This window comes from Leucobacter manosquensis (assembly GCF_018304845.1).
Taxonomy (GTDB): Bacteria; Actinomycetota; Actinomycetes; order Actinomycetales; family Microbacteriaceae; genus Leucobacter; species Leucobacter alluvii.
The window spans coordinates 2,881,870-2,895,884 of sequence record NZ_JAFEVO010000001.1; the positions used below are offsets into that span (position 1 = coordinate 2,881,870).

Consider the following 14,015-nt stretch of genomic DNA (forward strand, 5'->3'; position numbering starts at 1 on the left):
TCTGAGAGAAATCCGGCGGTAGTCTGGGTGCATGAGCAATCCACGGGCGGGAAAAGTCGCCGAGCGCATCCAGCAGATCATCGCACGGCGCCTCGAGAAGGGGCTCCGTGATCCGCGCCTCGGCTTCGTGACGATCACCGATGTGCGTGTCACGGGCGATCTGCAGCAGGCGAGCGTGTTCTACACGGTGTACGGCGACGAGCAGGAGCAGGTGGACACGGCGGCCGCGTTGAAGGCGGCGACGGGAATGCTGCGCACCGAGGTCGGCAAGCAGCTCGGCACACGGTTGACCCCGGTGCTCGAGTTCATTCACGACGAACTCCCCGAAAGCGCCCAGCATCTCAACGAGCTGCTCGCGGAGGCCAAGCGGCGAGACGATGAAGCCGCGGCGCTCGCAGCTCAGGCGCAGTACGCGGGTGAAGAGGACCCGTATGTGAAGCCGCGCGAGGACGACGACCGCTAGGGGCACTCCCTAGGGCAGGCGCGCCTTCCCGTCGAGCTCGATGACGAGGCCGTCGGCGAGGAGCGAGTCGTACGCGCGACGCGGTTGCTCCGGATCGCGGACGCCTCCCTCGGCTGCCGCGTCGAGCGCGGTCTCGCGGTCGACGGACGTGCTCGAGCGACGCAGCAGCGCCATGATCCGGCCCCGCACCTGGCGGTCGCTTCCGTCGAACTTCGCCTGCCTCGGTCGTTTCTCAGGTGCGTTGTCGGGGTAGCCGGCGCCTCGCCACTCGCACCATGCAGCCACGGGGCACTCGCCGCATCGCGGAGCCCGAGCGGTGCACACCGTTGCGCCGAGCTCCATCGCTGCCGCGTTGAACACGGCGGCCGACTCGCGAGATTCGGGCAGGAGCGCTTCCATATCGGTGAGGTCGCCCGGTGCAGGCATGCCGGCGGCTGCGCGGCCGTGCACGAGCCGCGCGATCACGCGCCTGGTATTGGTATCGACGACCGGGTGGCGTTCACCGTACGCGAAGGTGGCGACCGCGCGCGCGGTGTACGGGCCGATGCCGGTGAGCGCCAGCAGGTCGTCGACGTTCGACGGCACCGCATCGCTGTGCTGCTCGCTGATCTCGACGGCGGCACGATGCAGCCAGAGCGCGCGCCTGGGATACCCCAGGCGATCCCACGCCCGTACCGCTTCGCCCGGCTCGTCGGCGGCGAGCGCAGAGGGTGTCGGCCAGCGTTCGATCCAGGCGACCCAGCGGGGGAGCACGCGCTCCACCTGGGTCTGCTGCAGCATGAACTCGGAGACGAGGATCGCCCAGGGCGTCACGTCGGCGCCCCGCCAGGGCAGGTCTCGCGCTGCGCGCGCGAACCAGGCGCTCAGCGCCGCCGCGATCTCGGAGGCGACGTCTTCGGTCGGCTTCATCGGCTCCAGTGTAGGCCGCCTCTCGGATGCGGGGCGGCGGGAGGGCGCTGCCGCCGCCGGTAGGCTGAACGGGTGACGAACGACCCAGCCATTCTGCCCGCGCAGGGCGCCATTCTGCTCGTGGACAAGGCGGAGGGCTGGACGAGCCATGACGTCGTCGCGAAGTCTCGGCGTGCGCTCCGCACACGCAAGGTGGGGCACGCCGGCACCCTCGATCCCATGGCGACGGGCCTCCTCGTGCTGGGTGCGGGGCCGTCGACGCGCTTGCTGACGCATCTCGTCGGGCTCGACAAGACCTACCTCACGACGATTCGACTCGGGTACGCGACTGTGACCGATGATCGCGAGGGCGATCGGATCAGCACCGCGGATGCGGGAGCCATGGGCGAGGTGACGCCCGAGCGCATCAGCGCCGCGGCGGCGGAGCTGACGGGGGACATCCTGCAGGCGCCGAGTGCAGTGAGCGCCATCAAGGTGAACGGGCAGCGCGCCTATGACCGGGTGCGCGCCGGCGAGGCGGTCGAATTGCAGCAGCGACCGGTCACCGTGCACGCCTTCGAACTGGGAGAAGCTCGTCACGGGGTCGACGACACCGGGGCGCCTGTCATCGACATCGACGCGACGGTACGGTGCTCGACCGGCACCTACATCCGAGCCCTCGCGAGGGATCTCGGAAAGGCACTCGGGGTCGGCGGTCATCTGACGATGCTGCGTCGCACGCGCGTCGGCCCGTTCGATGTCGCGGACGCTGTCGGCACGGAGGCGCTCGCGCAGGGCGGCGCACTGCCGCTCCTCGCTCCGACGTCGGTGGCCACGTCGCTGTTCCCGCGCCTGGATCTCGGTGCAGAGCAGACGATCGACCTCGGCAACGGCAAGAAACTCGAGGTGGATCCCGCCGTCGTCCCCGACGCCTCCATCGCGGCGGCCGTGGGGCCCGATGAGCGTCTCGTGGGTCTGGTGCAGGTGAAGCGCGGTCGAGTGCGCGCCGTCACGAACTTCCCGGTGGAGACGGGAGGCGCTCCATGATCGCCTGGTACGGCGTCGCGGTCATCGTCGTCGCTCTCGCCGCCGCGGTGCTCTGCCTGGTGGAGGCGCTGCGCCGACGCGCGCCGAACGATTTCACGATGGGCGCCACGCTCCTCGTCGCTCTGGCGTTGATCGCGCAGGTCGTCGTGGCGATCGCGGCACCCGCCGCCGGCAACGCGCCCGCGGGTGATCCACTCGAGTTCTGGATGTATCTCATCGTCGCGCTGATGCTTCCGCTGGGGGCAGGATTCTGGGCCCTGGTCGACCGCACGCGCTGGGCGAACCTGGTGCTCGCCGTCGTGCATCTCTCGGTCGGCGTGATGACGTACCGGATGCTGGTGATCTGGGGCTGACCTCGGATGGCGGTTTCGCGTACAGTTGCGACTCGCTGGCGTGTCCTCCACCCTCAATGCGTGATTGAGGGTTTAGAATCCTCAGCTTGACTTGAGGGAATCACAACGGTGTAATTATGTGAGCGCGGTTGCGAGCACGAGCCGCTGAAGTCGAGGAAGGGACGGGATGTTGAGCGACACTTCGCACACGCCGGTACCCGGCAACTGGTTCGTGGACCCGGTCTTCCTCGGCACTCCCGGGATTCGGCGCGATGACGAAGAGGCACTGTCCTGGCAGACGGACGCCCTGTGCGCGCAGACCGACCCCGAGGCGTTCTTCCCCGAGAAAGGCGGATCGACGCGCGAAGCGAAGCGAATCTGCGAGGGCTGCGAAGTCCGGTCGGAGTGCCTCGAGTACGCGCTCGAGAACGACGAGCGCTTCGGCATCTGGGGCGGTCTCTCGGAGCGCGAGCGCCGCAAGCTCCGCCGAGAAGCGATCTGATCAGCGCCCGGCATGGCTCCGGGGCGCGCACATGATCCGCGCCTAGACTTGCCGAGTGATGCGCACCCGAGTAACCGCCATCCTGGTCGCCCAGCGGGGCGGCGAATGGCTCGACCAGACGATAGCCGGCATCGCCGGGCAAACGCTCGCGCCCGCGAACATCATCGCGGTCAACAACGGCGGCTCTGACGACGTTCGAGAGCAGTTGCTTGCGAGCGGCGCGGACCGCGTGGTCGGCCTCCCGTCGCGGCTGCCGTTCGGCGAGGCGGTCGCGCGCGCCGTGGAAGCAATGGCTCCGGCCTCCGATGAGGGCAATGCCGGCGTACGAGCGGACGCCCCCCTCACCCGGCAGGGGGAGGGGCAGCCGAAACTGCTGCCGGGGACGGCTCCGGATGAGTGGATCTGGCTGCTCAGCGAGGATTCGTGCCCCGAACCTGCAGCGCTCGAGCGGATCGTCAGCAGCGTGCAGCGCTCGCCATCGGTGGTCGTCGCCGGGCCGAAGCTGGTCGACTGGGATCATCCCGACCGCATCATCGAACTCGGCCAGAGTCTCACTCGATACGGCTCGCGGTGGACCCTCCGCCGCCAGGAGCTCGACCAGCAGCAGTACGACCACATGCAAGACGTGCTCGGCGTCGGACCCGTCGGCATGCTCGTGCGCCGCGACGTCTGGGACGAGCTCGGCGGCTTCGACCCCGCCCTTCCCGTGTACGACGACGGCCTGGATTTCTGCGTGCGCGCCCGCCTCGCCGGTCATCGCGTCGAGGTGGCCCCCGCGTCGCGCGTACGATTCGCCCAGAGCGGTGTGGCAGGCCCGCGCATCGATCGCAGGCGCTCCGTGCTCCGTCACGCGCACCGCCAGGCGCGCACCGCGCATCTGCACCGCCGGATCGCCTACGCCTCGCCCGTCGTCGCGTTTCTCACCTGGTTCTGCCTGCCGGTATACGCGCTGCTGCGGGTGCTGTGGGCGTTGATCCGCGAGCAGCCAGGGTACATGGTCGGCGAGTTCGTGGCGGCCTTCGCCGTCTTCTTCCGGCCGCACGCGATCCTCGCCTCCCGTCGTCGCATCGCGGCGCACTCGTCGGCAGGCTGGTCGGCCGTGCGGCAGCTGCGCATCGACCCGAAGAGCGTGCGCACCGCGCGCATGATCGACCGTGAAGCGATCCTTGCGTCTTCCGGGCGGCAGCGACGCGAGATGCACTTCATCTCGATGGGCGGACTCGCAGTGCTCTCCGCGGCGGCGGTCGCCGCCGTCGTGCTGATGTGGTGGGCGTTCCCGCAGACGAGCCTCTTCGGGGGCGGTCTCGCTCCGCTGAGCCCGCTCGACCAGCTCTGGGCGAATACGCGCCCGATCGACGGTATTCCAGCCGATCCGTTCACCTGGGTGCTCGCGCTGATCGGGACGCTGACGTTCTGGAACCCGTCGCACGCGGTCGTCCTGCTGATGATTGTCTCGATCCCGCTCACAGCGCTCGGCGCTTGGATCTGGGCGGCTCAGCTCACCGAGTCGAAAGCGGGGCGAGCCCTTCTGAGTCTCGGGTTCGCGCTGAGCCCCGTGCTCCTGGGATCCATCGAAGCCGGCCGGCTGCAGACCCTCGTCCTCGCCGTCGTGCTCCCGTGGCTGCTGCTCGCGGCGTCCCGCTGCCGGGAGTCGTGGAGCTGGGCCGGAACGGCGTCACTGCTCGCCGCAGCCGCGCTGGCCTCCGCGCCGATCCTCATTCCCGCAGCGGTGATCATGCTGATTCTGGGGCTGTTCACAACCCTGCGCGGCGTCGCCCGCGTGCTGACGACCGCTCTCGTGCCGGCCATCCTCTTCGCGCCGAAGTTCTTCGCGAGCATCGTCTCGGGGCGCCCCCTCGACGTGCTCCTCGATCCGGGCATCAACTCTCCCTTCCAGCCGGGCACGACCTGGCATCTGCTGATCGGCTACCCCGAGTTCGGGCTCGAGGGCTGGGCCGGCATTCTCGACGGCATCGGCCTCGGCGGGCCTCCGGCCACGCTGCTCATCGGAGTACTGATGCTCCCGCTCGCGCTGCTCGCCCTGCTGGGCCTGTTCACCGGGCGCGTCGCCGTGACGCTGCTGCACTCGGCGCTCGGTGCGCTCGGGCTCGCGACGGCCGTCGCGGCAGGGCAGCTGCAGCTCACCGCGGCAGGAGGCTCGAGCATCGCTGTCTGGACGGGCTCCGGGCTCGCGCTGTACTGGATCGCGCTCCTCGGACTCGCAGCGGTCGGCGCGGCCGCACTGCGGCGCGGCGCGACTCCGGTCGTCGCCGTCGCTCTCGCCGCTGCGATCATCGCGGTGCTCCCGGTCTCAGCGCAGCTCGTGCTGAATCGCGTGCCCTTCGCTCCGGCGAGCTCCCAGATGCCGGCGCTGGTGCAGGCCGCGGGGGAGACCGACCCGGGAGTGCGCACCCTCGTGATCACCGCGGAGGGCGATCATGCCGTCCGCGCCGAGCTCGTGACCGGGAGCGGCCTGCGTCTCGACGAGATCCGCACCGCGCTGACCACGCCGGAGGAGCGGGAAGCCGACCGCCAGGTCGCCGAACTCGTCGCAGGTCTCGCGAGCGTCGGCGGGCGCGACGTGACCGAAGCGCTGCAATCAGCGGGTGTCGGCTTCGTGCTGCTGCCCGTCGGCGGAGACGACGCGGAGCGCTCGGAGCTGCAGCGGGTGTTCGATCAGCATCAGGCGCTCGCGAACGCCGGACTCACCGATCAAGGACTGCTCTGGCGCGTTCAGCAGGCGCCTGGCCAGGATGCCGAAGTCGGCGACTCCGCAACTCGATTGGGAGGCACCTCGCTGAGCGGCACGACCGTCTGGGCGGTGCAGCTCGCGGTGCTGTTCGGCGTGATCCTGCTCGCGCTTCCCACCGCCGAAGTGACCTGGCGGCCCGAGAAGCGCAGGCGCCCATCGCGCCGGAAGAACCGCGCCACTCGTGCACGTTCGACCGCGGCGACCGAGGCGACCGCGACCGAGGCGCCTGCCGAGTCTCGGGCTGACGCGGCCGACGCGCAGACGGACCCTGCGGAGCCGACAGCGGAGCCGGCAGTGGACCGGACCGCTGATGCGCCCGGCGAGCGGACGACCGACGAGACGAACGGAGACGGACGATGACCGATCGTTCACGGCTACTGCGCGGCGGCGCCCGGGCGGTCACCGGTCTGCTGGTGACGGCGGCGGCCGTCGGCGGCGTCGTGCTCATGGGCAATGTTCCGCTGCCGTCGGTGGTGCACGAACCGCTCGCGCTCACGGTCGATACGACGCAGGACACGGCGCGCACGCTTGCGTGTGCCGGGTCCTTCTCCGAACTCGGCGCCGACCCTGCGCGGCCGGGAGTCGCGATCCCCGTCGGCGAAGCCACGACCGCGGTATCCGGAGAAGCATCGGACACTGCGACGCTCGCTCGCGGTGAGGGAACGGGCCTTCCGAGTGTCGTCTTCGCGCCGATGTCGCAGCCGCTCGCCGCGGCGCAGTTCCAGGCGATCGACACCGAGAATCTGCGGGGCGCCGCGGCGAGCAGCTGCGCGGAACCGAGCAACGAGCAGTGGATCATGGGCGGCGCTTCGTCGCTCGGCTTCTCGACGACGCTGAGTCTCGGGAACCCGGGCACGGTGCCGGCGACGGTTTCGATCGCCGTGTACGACGAGAACGGCGCAGTCGACTCGGTGCAGACGGCCGGAGTCATCGTCGCTCCAGGCACCCAGCACACGGTGTCGCTCAACGGGTACGCGCCCGATCGCGAGCGGCTCGCCGTGCGCGTCGTGAGCACGGGAGCTCCGGTCACCGCGCACGTCGGGGTGGCGCAGAGCTCGGGCATCACCCCGTTCGGCGTCTCCGGGGCGACACCGCAGGTCGAACCGTCCACTTCGCTCGTCATCCCGGCCATCGAGAACGCGGACGGAGACGACCGCGGCCCGAACGATTCGGGTGAGGGGGACGCGTTCCCGTTCATCGTCCGCGCGCTCGCCCCGGGGGAGCTCGCCGGCACCGCATCAGTGCGCGTGCTCGACAAGAATGGGAAGAGCACCGAGGTCGGCGAGATCGAACTGGCGCCGAACGCGGTCGGAGAGCTGAGTGTCGGGACGCTGCCGGACGGTGCGAACGCGCTCGTCATCGACGCCGACGTTCCCATCATCGCGGGCGCTGCCGGTTCAGCCGACGATGCTGACACCCGGGAGCACGACTTCGAGTGGTTCGCTCCGGCTCCCGTCATCGCCGCCGACGCCGAGGTCGCCGCGCCCGTCGTGGCCGGTGGGCGTCTGGTCGTCGTGAATCCGGCGGACACTGAAGCAGAGATCACCATCGCGCGCGCGGATGGCAAGGGCAAGGACACGACCGAGACCGTCCGGCCGGGCGCAGCGGTCGTGCTGGATGCTCCGGCGAACGCCATCCTCACGAGTTCGGCACCCGTCCATGCAGGCGTGCGGTACGTGTCCGATTCCGCGATCGCCGGGTACCCGATCCTCGCACCCGATCCGCGGGACGGCACGCTGACGGTCTACCCGCGCTAGCCGACGTAGACTGAGGGCATGTTCGGTCGTCGTCGTGCTCCTTCTCGGGATGCTCCCGCAATGCCGTCGAGGGCGCGGGCGTCGCGGCACGGGCGGCGTCCGATCCGATCCTCGCTCACGGGCCCGGCGCTCCCCGATCCCGAGGGTCGCTTCCGACGCTTCGAGGCCGATGCCCGCGCTGCCATCGCAGTCGTGCAGGGGTATCTCCCGGATGAGTTGCACGGGGTGCGATTCGGCTTCCAGACCGCGCCTACGAGCGATGGCGAGAGCCAGCTCCCGCTGCTCTACATGATCGACCGGCCGTCGAAGAGCATCGTGCTCTATCGGATGCCCATCCAGCGCGCGAAGACGCTGCACGTCGACGACGCCGAGCACCGGCGCGCGTTCCTCGAGTACTGCGTGTATCGCGCCGTCTGCGAGTATCTCGGCGCGGATCCGTGGGACTTGATTCCCGGTCGTTTCGAGCACTACTGACGTCGCCGCCATCGGTACGCCGAACCTCGCCACAAGGGCGGCCGCGCGATGCTCCGCGTATCCCGATGCTTTGCAGACATAATGGAGACCATGAGCGCGCGTATCTTGGTGGTAGACGACGACAGGGCTCTGGCGGAGATGCTGGGCATGGTGCTGCAGGCCGAAGGGTTCGTCACGGAGCACTCTGCCGACGGGGCCGATGCGGTCGAGAGATTCCGCGAGATGCGCCCCGACCTCGTGCTGCTCGACGTCATGCTGCCCGGACTCGACGGCATCGAAGTCGCAGAGAAGATTCGAGCCGAGTCGGGTACCCCGATCATCATGCTGACCGCTCGCACGGATACGCGGGACGTGGTGCGCGGCCTCGAAGCCGGGGCCGACGACTACGTCGTCAAACCGTTCAACCCGGCCGAACTCATCGCCCGCATCCGAGCCCGCCTGCGCGAGCCGCAGCAGGAGAGCGCCGAGTCGTTGCGGATCGGAGATCTGACGATCGATGTGTCGGCGCACGAGGTGCGCCGAGGATCCCAGTCCATCCCGCTGACGCCGCTCGAGTTCGATCTCCTCGCGATCCTGGCACGCAAGCCGCAGCAGGTGTTCACTCGCGAGGTGCTCCTGGAGAAGGTGTGGGGCTACCAGTACAAGGCCGACACCCGTCTGGTGAACGTCCATGTGCAGCGCCTGCGCGCGAAGATCGAGCAGGATCCCGATCACCCGACCATCGTCACCACTGTGCGGGGCGTCGGGTACCGGGCCGGCACGCCCGTCGATTAGGAGCGCCATGACGCGCTCCCGCCGTTCCCGCCTCGTCACCGCGCTCCGGCGGATCCGAGTGCGCTGGTTGCGATTCTCCGAGCCGGTGCTCGGAGGATTCCGCGCACGCTGGCGGCGGTCGCTCATGGTGCGCACGATGACGGTGACCGGGCTCGTCACCGGGTTCATCGTGCTGACCGCCGGTCTGTTCATCCTCGGCAGCGTCGCGAGCGACCTCTATTCCTCCCGGCAGGAGCAGGCGCTGCAGGACTCGGCGCGCGCGACGCTCGCGGCGCAGCGCCAGATCGACGCCTCGGATGCGTCTGATCGTGGCGCCCTTTCGACGCTGGCCGCCTCGGTGCGGCGCACCGTGCGAGACACGACCTCGAGCCAGATGGTCTACCTGCGCAGGCAGGCCGGTCAGGAGGTGTTCGCCGACGCACCGCCGCCCTCGTTCACGAGCTCGCTGCTGCCGGAGGCGGTCACCCCGGAGCTCGCGCACGCCGTCGAAGCGGGCACAGCGGCCCAGTACTGGCAGGCCGTCACGTTCATCGAGGAGGATGGCTCGCCGTCGCCCGGCATCGTGGTGGGATCGAGCGTCACCTTCCCCGCCGGAGCTGGCACCTACGATCTCTTCATCGGATACAACCTCGCCGACACGCAGGACACGCTCTCGTTCGTGCAGCGCACACTCTTGATCACGGCCGCGGCGATGATGGCCTTCATCGGCATCCTGGTCTGGATCATGTCCCGCATCGTCTTCCGGCCGATCCGCTCCGCCGCAGCCGCGAGCCGTCGTCTCGCGTCAGGTGAGAGCGACGCGCGGATGCCGTTGCAGAACGATGAGCACTTCGACGTGCTCTCGGAGGGCTTCAACGAGATGGCCGAGACGCTCCAGATGCGCATCGAGGAGCTCGACCAGCTCTCCGAGATGCAGCAGCGCTTCGTCTCGGACGTCTCCCACGAGCTGCGCACGCCGCTGACGACCGTGCGCCTGGCGAGCCAGGTGCTCCAGAGCAGCACGCACGGGCTCGAGCCGGGTCAGCAGCGCGCAGTGGAGGTGCTCGGCGGTCAGATCGACCGGTTCGAGACGCTCCTCGAAGATCTGCTCGAGATCTCCCGCTACGACGCCGGCCGCGTCACACTCGAGACGGAGCCGACGAATCTCGTCACCCTGGCGACCGAGGTGGTCGAGGGGCTGCAGCCGCTGTCGGAGGGCATCATCGAGGTGCGCGCTCTGGGAGGCTATTCGCCGATCGATGTCGACGCACGACGCATCCGGCGCATCGTCTCGAACCTCGTCGGCAACGCCATCGAGCACGGCGAGGGGCGGAGCATCGTGGTGTCCATCGACTCGAACGCTGCCGCGATCTCGCTGTCGGTGCGCGACTGGGGCATCGGTATGCGGGAGGAGGATCTCGCCCACGTCTTCGACCGCTTCTGGCGCGCCGATCCGTCCCGCAAGCGGACGCTCGGAGGCACGGGCCTGGGGCTCGCGATCGCACAGGAGGATGCCGCGGTGCACGGCGGCATCCTGGAGGCCTGGTCGCAGCTCGGTGTCGGAACGAACTTCAGGCTCACGCTGCCTCGTGGCGACGGCATCACGAGTTTCATGTCGCCGTTGCCGCTCGTCCCCGAAGACGTGACACCGGAGCAGACCGATCCGCAGGCCACGGGCGGTTGGCTCAGGCGCCCGGGCCGCCGCATCCGGAAGGAGGGTCGGAAGTGAGACGATTTCGCATTCGGACGAGGGCCCTGGTGCTCGCGGCAGCCGCCGCAGCCTCGCTGGCGCTCACCTCCTGCACCGCCATCCCGAGCTCCGGCCCGGTGCAGGTCGGCGCCCAAGACCTTCAGCAGGCCGAGCAGCCGGTGCAGTTCAACGCGGCGGGGCCGGCTTCGGGATCCTCCCAGGAGGATGTCGTGCGCGGCTTCGTGCTTGCGGCGGTCTCGAGCGCCGACGATTACGGGACCGCGCGAGAGTTCCTCTCGCCGGACTATGCGAAGCAGTGGGATCCGTCGTCGAACGTCCTCGTCGACGATGGGAGCCGGCCGTACACGGAGAACGACGACGGCTCCGGCACGCTCGAGATCTCGGCTCTCGCGACCGTCGATGCCGAGGGCTTCATGCTGCCGGTCGAACCTGGTGCGAACACCGAGCTGCGGTTCGAGCTCGAACGCGTCGGCGGCGAGTGGCGGATCTCGTCGGCTCCGAACGGCATCATCCTCGATACGACGACCTTCACCACGATCTGGGCCCCGCATCAGCTGTACTTCGTCGGGCCGGGAGGCATCATGGTGCCGGAGACGCGCTGGTTCATGACGCGCTCCGCACTGCCGACGGAGATCGTCAGCGCCCTCCTCGAAGGGCCCGGCGAGCGCATGTCAGGGGTGCTGCACAGCGGATTCCCCTCTGGCACGACGCTCGTGATGAACTCGGTGCCGATCGAGAACGGCAGAGCTCAGGTCGATCTCTCCGGGAACCTGCTCGAAGCCGGAACGACGGCGATGGCCGAGATTCGGCAGCAGCTGCGATTGAGCCTGCAGACGGTGCAGAGCGTCAACGGATACGACTTGTCGGCAGAGGGCACGCAGATCCGTTCGGAGGCCAGGAATGACGCCGTCGAACCGCGCCTGCTGAACGACGTCACCGACCCTGCGGTGCTCGTCGACGAGCAATTCGGGGCCATCGTCGCAGGTCAGTTCGTCGCCGCGCCCGGGTTCGCGACCTCGCTCAGCGACTACGAGCCGAGCGCGATCACGCTCAACCCGGAAGGGGACGCGGCAGCGATTCTCAACGCTCAGGGCGTGACGCGGGTGGACGCACTCGGCGTCGTTCCGATCGATGAGCGCGACGGGCTGCTCGCTCCGATGTTCGACGCCTTCGACTTCATCTGGACCGTGCAGGCGTCGACGCCTCAGACGCTCCGGGCGACGACCCGGGAGGGTTCGGTGATCGAGATCGCCGCTCCGTGGCTCGCCGGACGGGCCCCGGTCGCCGTGCGCCTGTCGCCCGATGGCATGCGGATCGCGGCACTCGTGCGTGACGAGCAGGGGAGTCAGGTGCTGGTCGCCGGTGTGGAGCGGGACGCGGAAGGGCTGCCGGTGCGCACCACCGACGAGGCCGACGTTCACCTGTGGACGAGTGGTGCGCCCGTCGACCTCGACTGGGTGGGGCAGACACGGTTCGCGGTGCTCTCGAAGGCCGATTCGACGAGTCGCGTCACCATCGGCGGTATCGGACTCATCTCTGCGGAGCAGGGCGCCGTGCAGGGGGGTGTGCAGCTCGCCGGCGGCTCGGCCCGCTCGCAGTTGCGCGTGCTGAGTTCGAAGGGCGACCTGTATGCGTCGCAGGGGAGCGGATGGCAGCGGGCCGTGACGGGCATCGAGCTGCTCGCGAAGCACGGGTAGGGGAGGGCCGCGCCGCCGTCGCTCACAGATCTCTGGCAGAGCGGCGCGCACCGCGGTTCTCCACCGAGTGTCCGTCCTCGCGGCATGCGGGAGTCCGTCTCGGAATACTCGACGCATGCCCACTCTCCGCGCTCAGCACCTCCGCGAGCTGGTGCTCGATCTCGCGGCGCTCGTGTGGCCGACCGCCTGCGTGGGGTGCGGTGCAGAGGATCGCGATTGCTGCGACGTCTGTCTCGCAGCGCTGGGCGAGCTGCCCGCCGTGCACGAGCGGGAGCTCGATGGGGTGCCCTGTTTCGCGGGAGGCAGCTACGAAGGGCCACTGCGCTCGGTGCTCGTGGCGTTCAAGCACGATGGGCGGGTGGGATTTCGCCGAGTGCTCGGAGCGGTGCTGCGCGACCCCCTGCTCAGTGCGATCCGGTGCGCGGCTCGCACCGAGGGCGGTGGGCCATCGGCTCCGCTCATCGTCGCGATGCCATCGCGACCGAACGGGGTGCGCAAGCGGGGGTACCGACACCTCGAGCTGCTCGTCACTGCAGCGCTCCGGGGCTCGCGCATTCCGTCGCTGCGCCTGCGCGCGCTCCGGACGACGCGGGGCAGGGTCGGGCAGGTCGGTCTCTCGGCCTCGGCACGAGAACGCAACGCGCGGCGCATCGCGGTGCGGCATTCGGCGCGACGCCTCGTTCGCGGGCGCCGCGTCGTGCTCGTCGACGACATCATCACAACCGGGGCGAGCATGCGCGCGGCACGGGAAGCGCTCGAGCACGCGGGCGCGAACGTCGTGGCGATGGTGGCGCTGTGCGTGGCCGGGCGACGCGATGCGCGAGGTGTTCCTGCGAAGTCGCGGGAGAATCCCTGATCCGGTGGAAACGCGTCGCGCGAGTGGAGTAGAGTTCGAGAAAGGCGTAACGGTGCGCCAGATGGCACACCCGCCCGAGTCTCCAGGGAGGTCACCATGGACGTGAACATCCGCGGCAAGAACGTCGGGATTACCGATCGTTTCGAAAGCTATGTCGAAGCGAAAACGGACAAAGTGGAGGGGCTGCTGCCCCGGGCCCAGGCGTTCGAAGTGAGAGTCTCTCGGCAGAGCGACCGGAGCCCTCAACACGGCGATCACGTCGAGATCACCCTCATCGGGCCGGGGCCCGTGATTCGCGCGGAGTCCGCCGGAGGCGACAAGTACTCGGCGTTCGACATCGCGTACGGGCGAGTGCTCGAACGCATCCGTCGCATGAAGGACAAGCGACAGGATCGCCGCGGCCGCGGCCGCACGTCACTGGCGGATGCTGCCGCCAACGACTTCGAGATGATCGATGTCACCCCAGCACCCCTCGAAGTGCTCGAGGCCGTCGCGACCGGTGAAGTACCGGTTGTCGACTCCGGCGAGCAGGACTATTCGCCGGTGGTCATCCGCACCAAGGAGTTCCCCGCCGAGCGCATGGCCGTCGAAGACGCCGTCGATCGTATGGAGCTCGTCGGCCACGACTTCTTCCTCTTCATCGAGGAGACCGGCGGCAATCCGAGCGTGGTCTACCGGCGCAAGGGGTGGAACTACGGAGTGATCTCGCTCTCCGAAGTCGAGTAGATCCACCGCGCCACCAGCCGCCGGCTGGGCGGGTGCAGCGAGCCGTTCTCGAACGGC

13 protein-coding genes are annotated in these 14,015 nt (G+C 69.2%); 12 read left to right on the forward strand and 1 reads right to left on the reverse strand.

Annotation, left to right across the window (positions count from 1 at the left end; translation table 11 throughout):
* Positions 1–31: 31 nt before the first annotated feature.
* On the forward strand, positions 32–463 hold the full coding sequence (gene rbfA, locus JSQ98_RS13405; protein WP_200330041.1) for a 30S ribosome-binding factor RbfA: 432 nt from the start codon (positions 32–34) through the stop codon (positions 461–463).
* A gap of 9 nt (positions 464–472) precedes the next feature.
* Here rbfA and JSQ98_RS13410 read toward each other — a convergent pair whose 3' ends face one another.
* Positions 473–1,372 (reverse strand): HhH-GPD family protein, encoded by a 900-nt coding sequence (locus tag JSQ98_RS13410; protein WP_211650118.1) that lies wholly within the window; start codon positions 1,370–1,372, stop codon positions 473–475.
* 72 nt (positions 1,373–1,444) lie between these two features.
* On the opposite strand from JSQ98_RS13410, the gene truB reads away from it, so the two are divergent.
* The 11 genes from truB (at position 1,445) to hpf (ending at position 13,958) form a co-directional block, all read left to right on the forward strand.
* Complete coding sequence (truB, locus tag JSQ98_RS13415) at positions 1,445–2,398, forward strand: tRNA pseudouridine(55) synthase TruB (protein ID WP_211650120.1); 954 nt, start codon at positions 1,445–1,447, stop codon at positions 2,396–2,398.
* Complete coding sequence (locus JSQ98_RS13420) at positions 2,395–2,751, forward strand: hypothetical protein (protein ID WP_090146761.1); 357 nt, start codon at positions 2,395–2,397, stop codon at positions 2,749–2,751. The genes truB and JSQ98_RS13420 overlap by 4 nt, the downstream gene beginning before the upstream one ends.
* Before the next feature lie 166 nt (positions 2,752–2,917).
* Positions 2,918–3,232, forward strand: coding sequence for a WhiB family transcriptional regulator (locus JSQ98_RS13425; protein ID WP_090146764.1), 315 nt, complete (start codon positions 2,918–2,920; stop codon positions 3,230–3,232).
* A 58-nt stretch (positions 3,233–3,290) separates the two neighbouring features.
* On the forward strand, positions 3,291–6,344 hold the full coding sequence (locus JSQ98_RS13430) for a glycosyltransferase (RefSeq protein ID WP_249290838.1): 3,054 nt from the start codon (positions 3,291–3,293) through the stop codon (positions 6,342–6,344).
* Positions 6,341–7,741, forward strand: coding sequence for a DUF5719 family protein (locus tag JSQ98_RS13435; RefSeq protein ID WP_211650124.1), 1,401 nt, complete (start codon positions 6,341–6,343; stop codon positions 7,739–7,741). Before JSQ98_RS13430 ends, JSQ98_RS13435 begins: the two co-directional genes overlap by 4 nt.
* A gap of 18 nt (positions 7,742–7,759) precedes the next feature.
* Positions 7,760–8,215, forward strand: a complete 456-nt coding sequence (locus JSQ98_RS13440; RefSeq protein ID WP_200330033.1) for a metallopeptidase family protein — start codon at positions 7,760–7,762, stop codon at positions 8,213–8,215.
* A 90-nt stretch (positions 8,216–8,305) separates the two neighbouring features.
* Positions 8,306–8,989 carry an MtrAB system response regulator MtrA gene (gene mtrA, locus JSQ98_RS13445; RefSeq protein WP_211650126.1) on the forward strand — a complete coding sequence of 228 codons (684 nt, stop codon included), beginning with the start codon at positions 8,306–8,308 and terminating at the stop codon, positions 8,987–8,989.
* 7 nt (positions 8,990–8,996) lie between these two features.
* Positions 8,997–10,697, forward strand: a complete 1,701-nt coding sequence (mtrB, locus tag JSQ98_RS13450) for an MtrAB system histidine kinase MtrB (protein WP_211650127.1) — start codon at positions 8,997–8,999, stop codon at positions 10,695–10,697.
* The gene (locus tag JSQ98_RS13455) at positions 10,694–12,376 is read left to right on the forward strand and encodes an LpqB family beta-propeller domain-containing protein (RefSeq protein ID WP_211650130.1); all 1,683 of its coding nucleotides are present in this window, start codon (positions 10,694–10,696) and stop codon (positions 12,374–12,376) included. Before mtrB ends, JSQ98_RS13455 begins: the two co-directional genes overlap by 4 nt.
* A gap of 115 nt (positions 12,377–12,491) precedes the next feature.
* Complete coding sequence (locus JSQ98_RS13460; protein WP_211650132.1) at positions 12,492–13,232, forward strand: ComF family protein; 741 nt, start codon at positions 12,492–12,494, stop codon at positions 13,230–13,232.
* Between the two features lie 96 nt (positions 13,233–13,328).
* Complete coding sequence (gene hpf, locus JSQ98_RS13465) at positions 13,329–13,958, forward strand: ribosome hibernation-promoting factor, HPF/YfiA family (protein WP_211650133.1); 630 nt, start codon at positions 13,329–13,331, stop codon at positions 13,956–13,958.
* The last annotated feature ends 57 nt before the right edge of the window (positions 13,959–14,015 follow it).

What these genes read in the sequence shown, in the direction of transcription:
- hpf (WP_211650133.1), top strand. Translation starts at nt 13,329, where the DNA reads ATGGACGTGAACATCCGCGGCAAGAACGTCGGGATTACCGATCGTTTC.
- mtrA (WP_211650126.1), top strand. Translation starts at nt 8,306, where the DNA reads ATGAGCGCGCGTATCTTGGTGGTAGACGACGACAGGGCTCTGGCGGAG.
- JSQ98_RS13435 (WP_211650124.1), top strand. Translation starts at nt 6,341, where the DNA reads ATGACCGATCGTTCACGGCTACTGCGCGGCGGCGCCCGGGCGGTCACC.
- mtrB (WP_211650127.1), top strand. Translation starts at nt 8,997, where the DNA reads ATGACGCGCTCCCGCCGTTCCCGCCTCGTCACCGCGCTCCGGCGGATC.
- JSQ98_RS13430 (WP_249290838.1), top strand. Translation starts at nt 3,291, where the DNA reads ATGCGCACCCGAGTAACCGCCATCCTGGTCGCCCAGCGGGGCGGCGAA.
- JSQ98_RS13460 (WP_211650132.1), top strand. Translation starts at nt 12,492, where the DNA reads ATGCCCACTCTCCGCGCTCAGCACCTCCGCGAGCTGGTGCTCGATCTC.
- JSQ98_RS13410 (WP_211650118.1), bottom strand. Translation starts at nt 1,372, where the DNA reads ATGAAGCCGACCGAAGACGTCGCCTCCGAGATCGCGGCGGCGCTGAGC.
- rbfA (WP_200330041.1), top strand. Translation starts at nt 32, where the DNA reads ATGAGCAATCCACGGGCGGGAAAAGTCGCCGAGCGCATCCAGCAGATC.
- JSQ98_RS13420 (WP_090146761.1), top strand. Translation starts at nt 2,395, where the DNA reads ATGATCGCCTGGTACGGCGTCGCGGTCATCGTCGTCGCTCTCGCCGCC.
- JSQ98_RS13425 (WP_090146764.1), top strand. Translation starts at nt 2,918, where the DNA reads ATGTTGAGCGACACTTCGCACACGCCGGTACCCGGCAACTGGTTCGTG.
- JSQ98_RS13440 (WP_200330033.1), top strand. Translation starts at nt 7,760, where the DNA reads ATGTTCGGTCGTCGTCGTGCTCCTTCTCGGGATGCTCCCGCAATGCCG.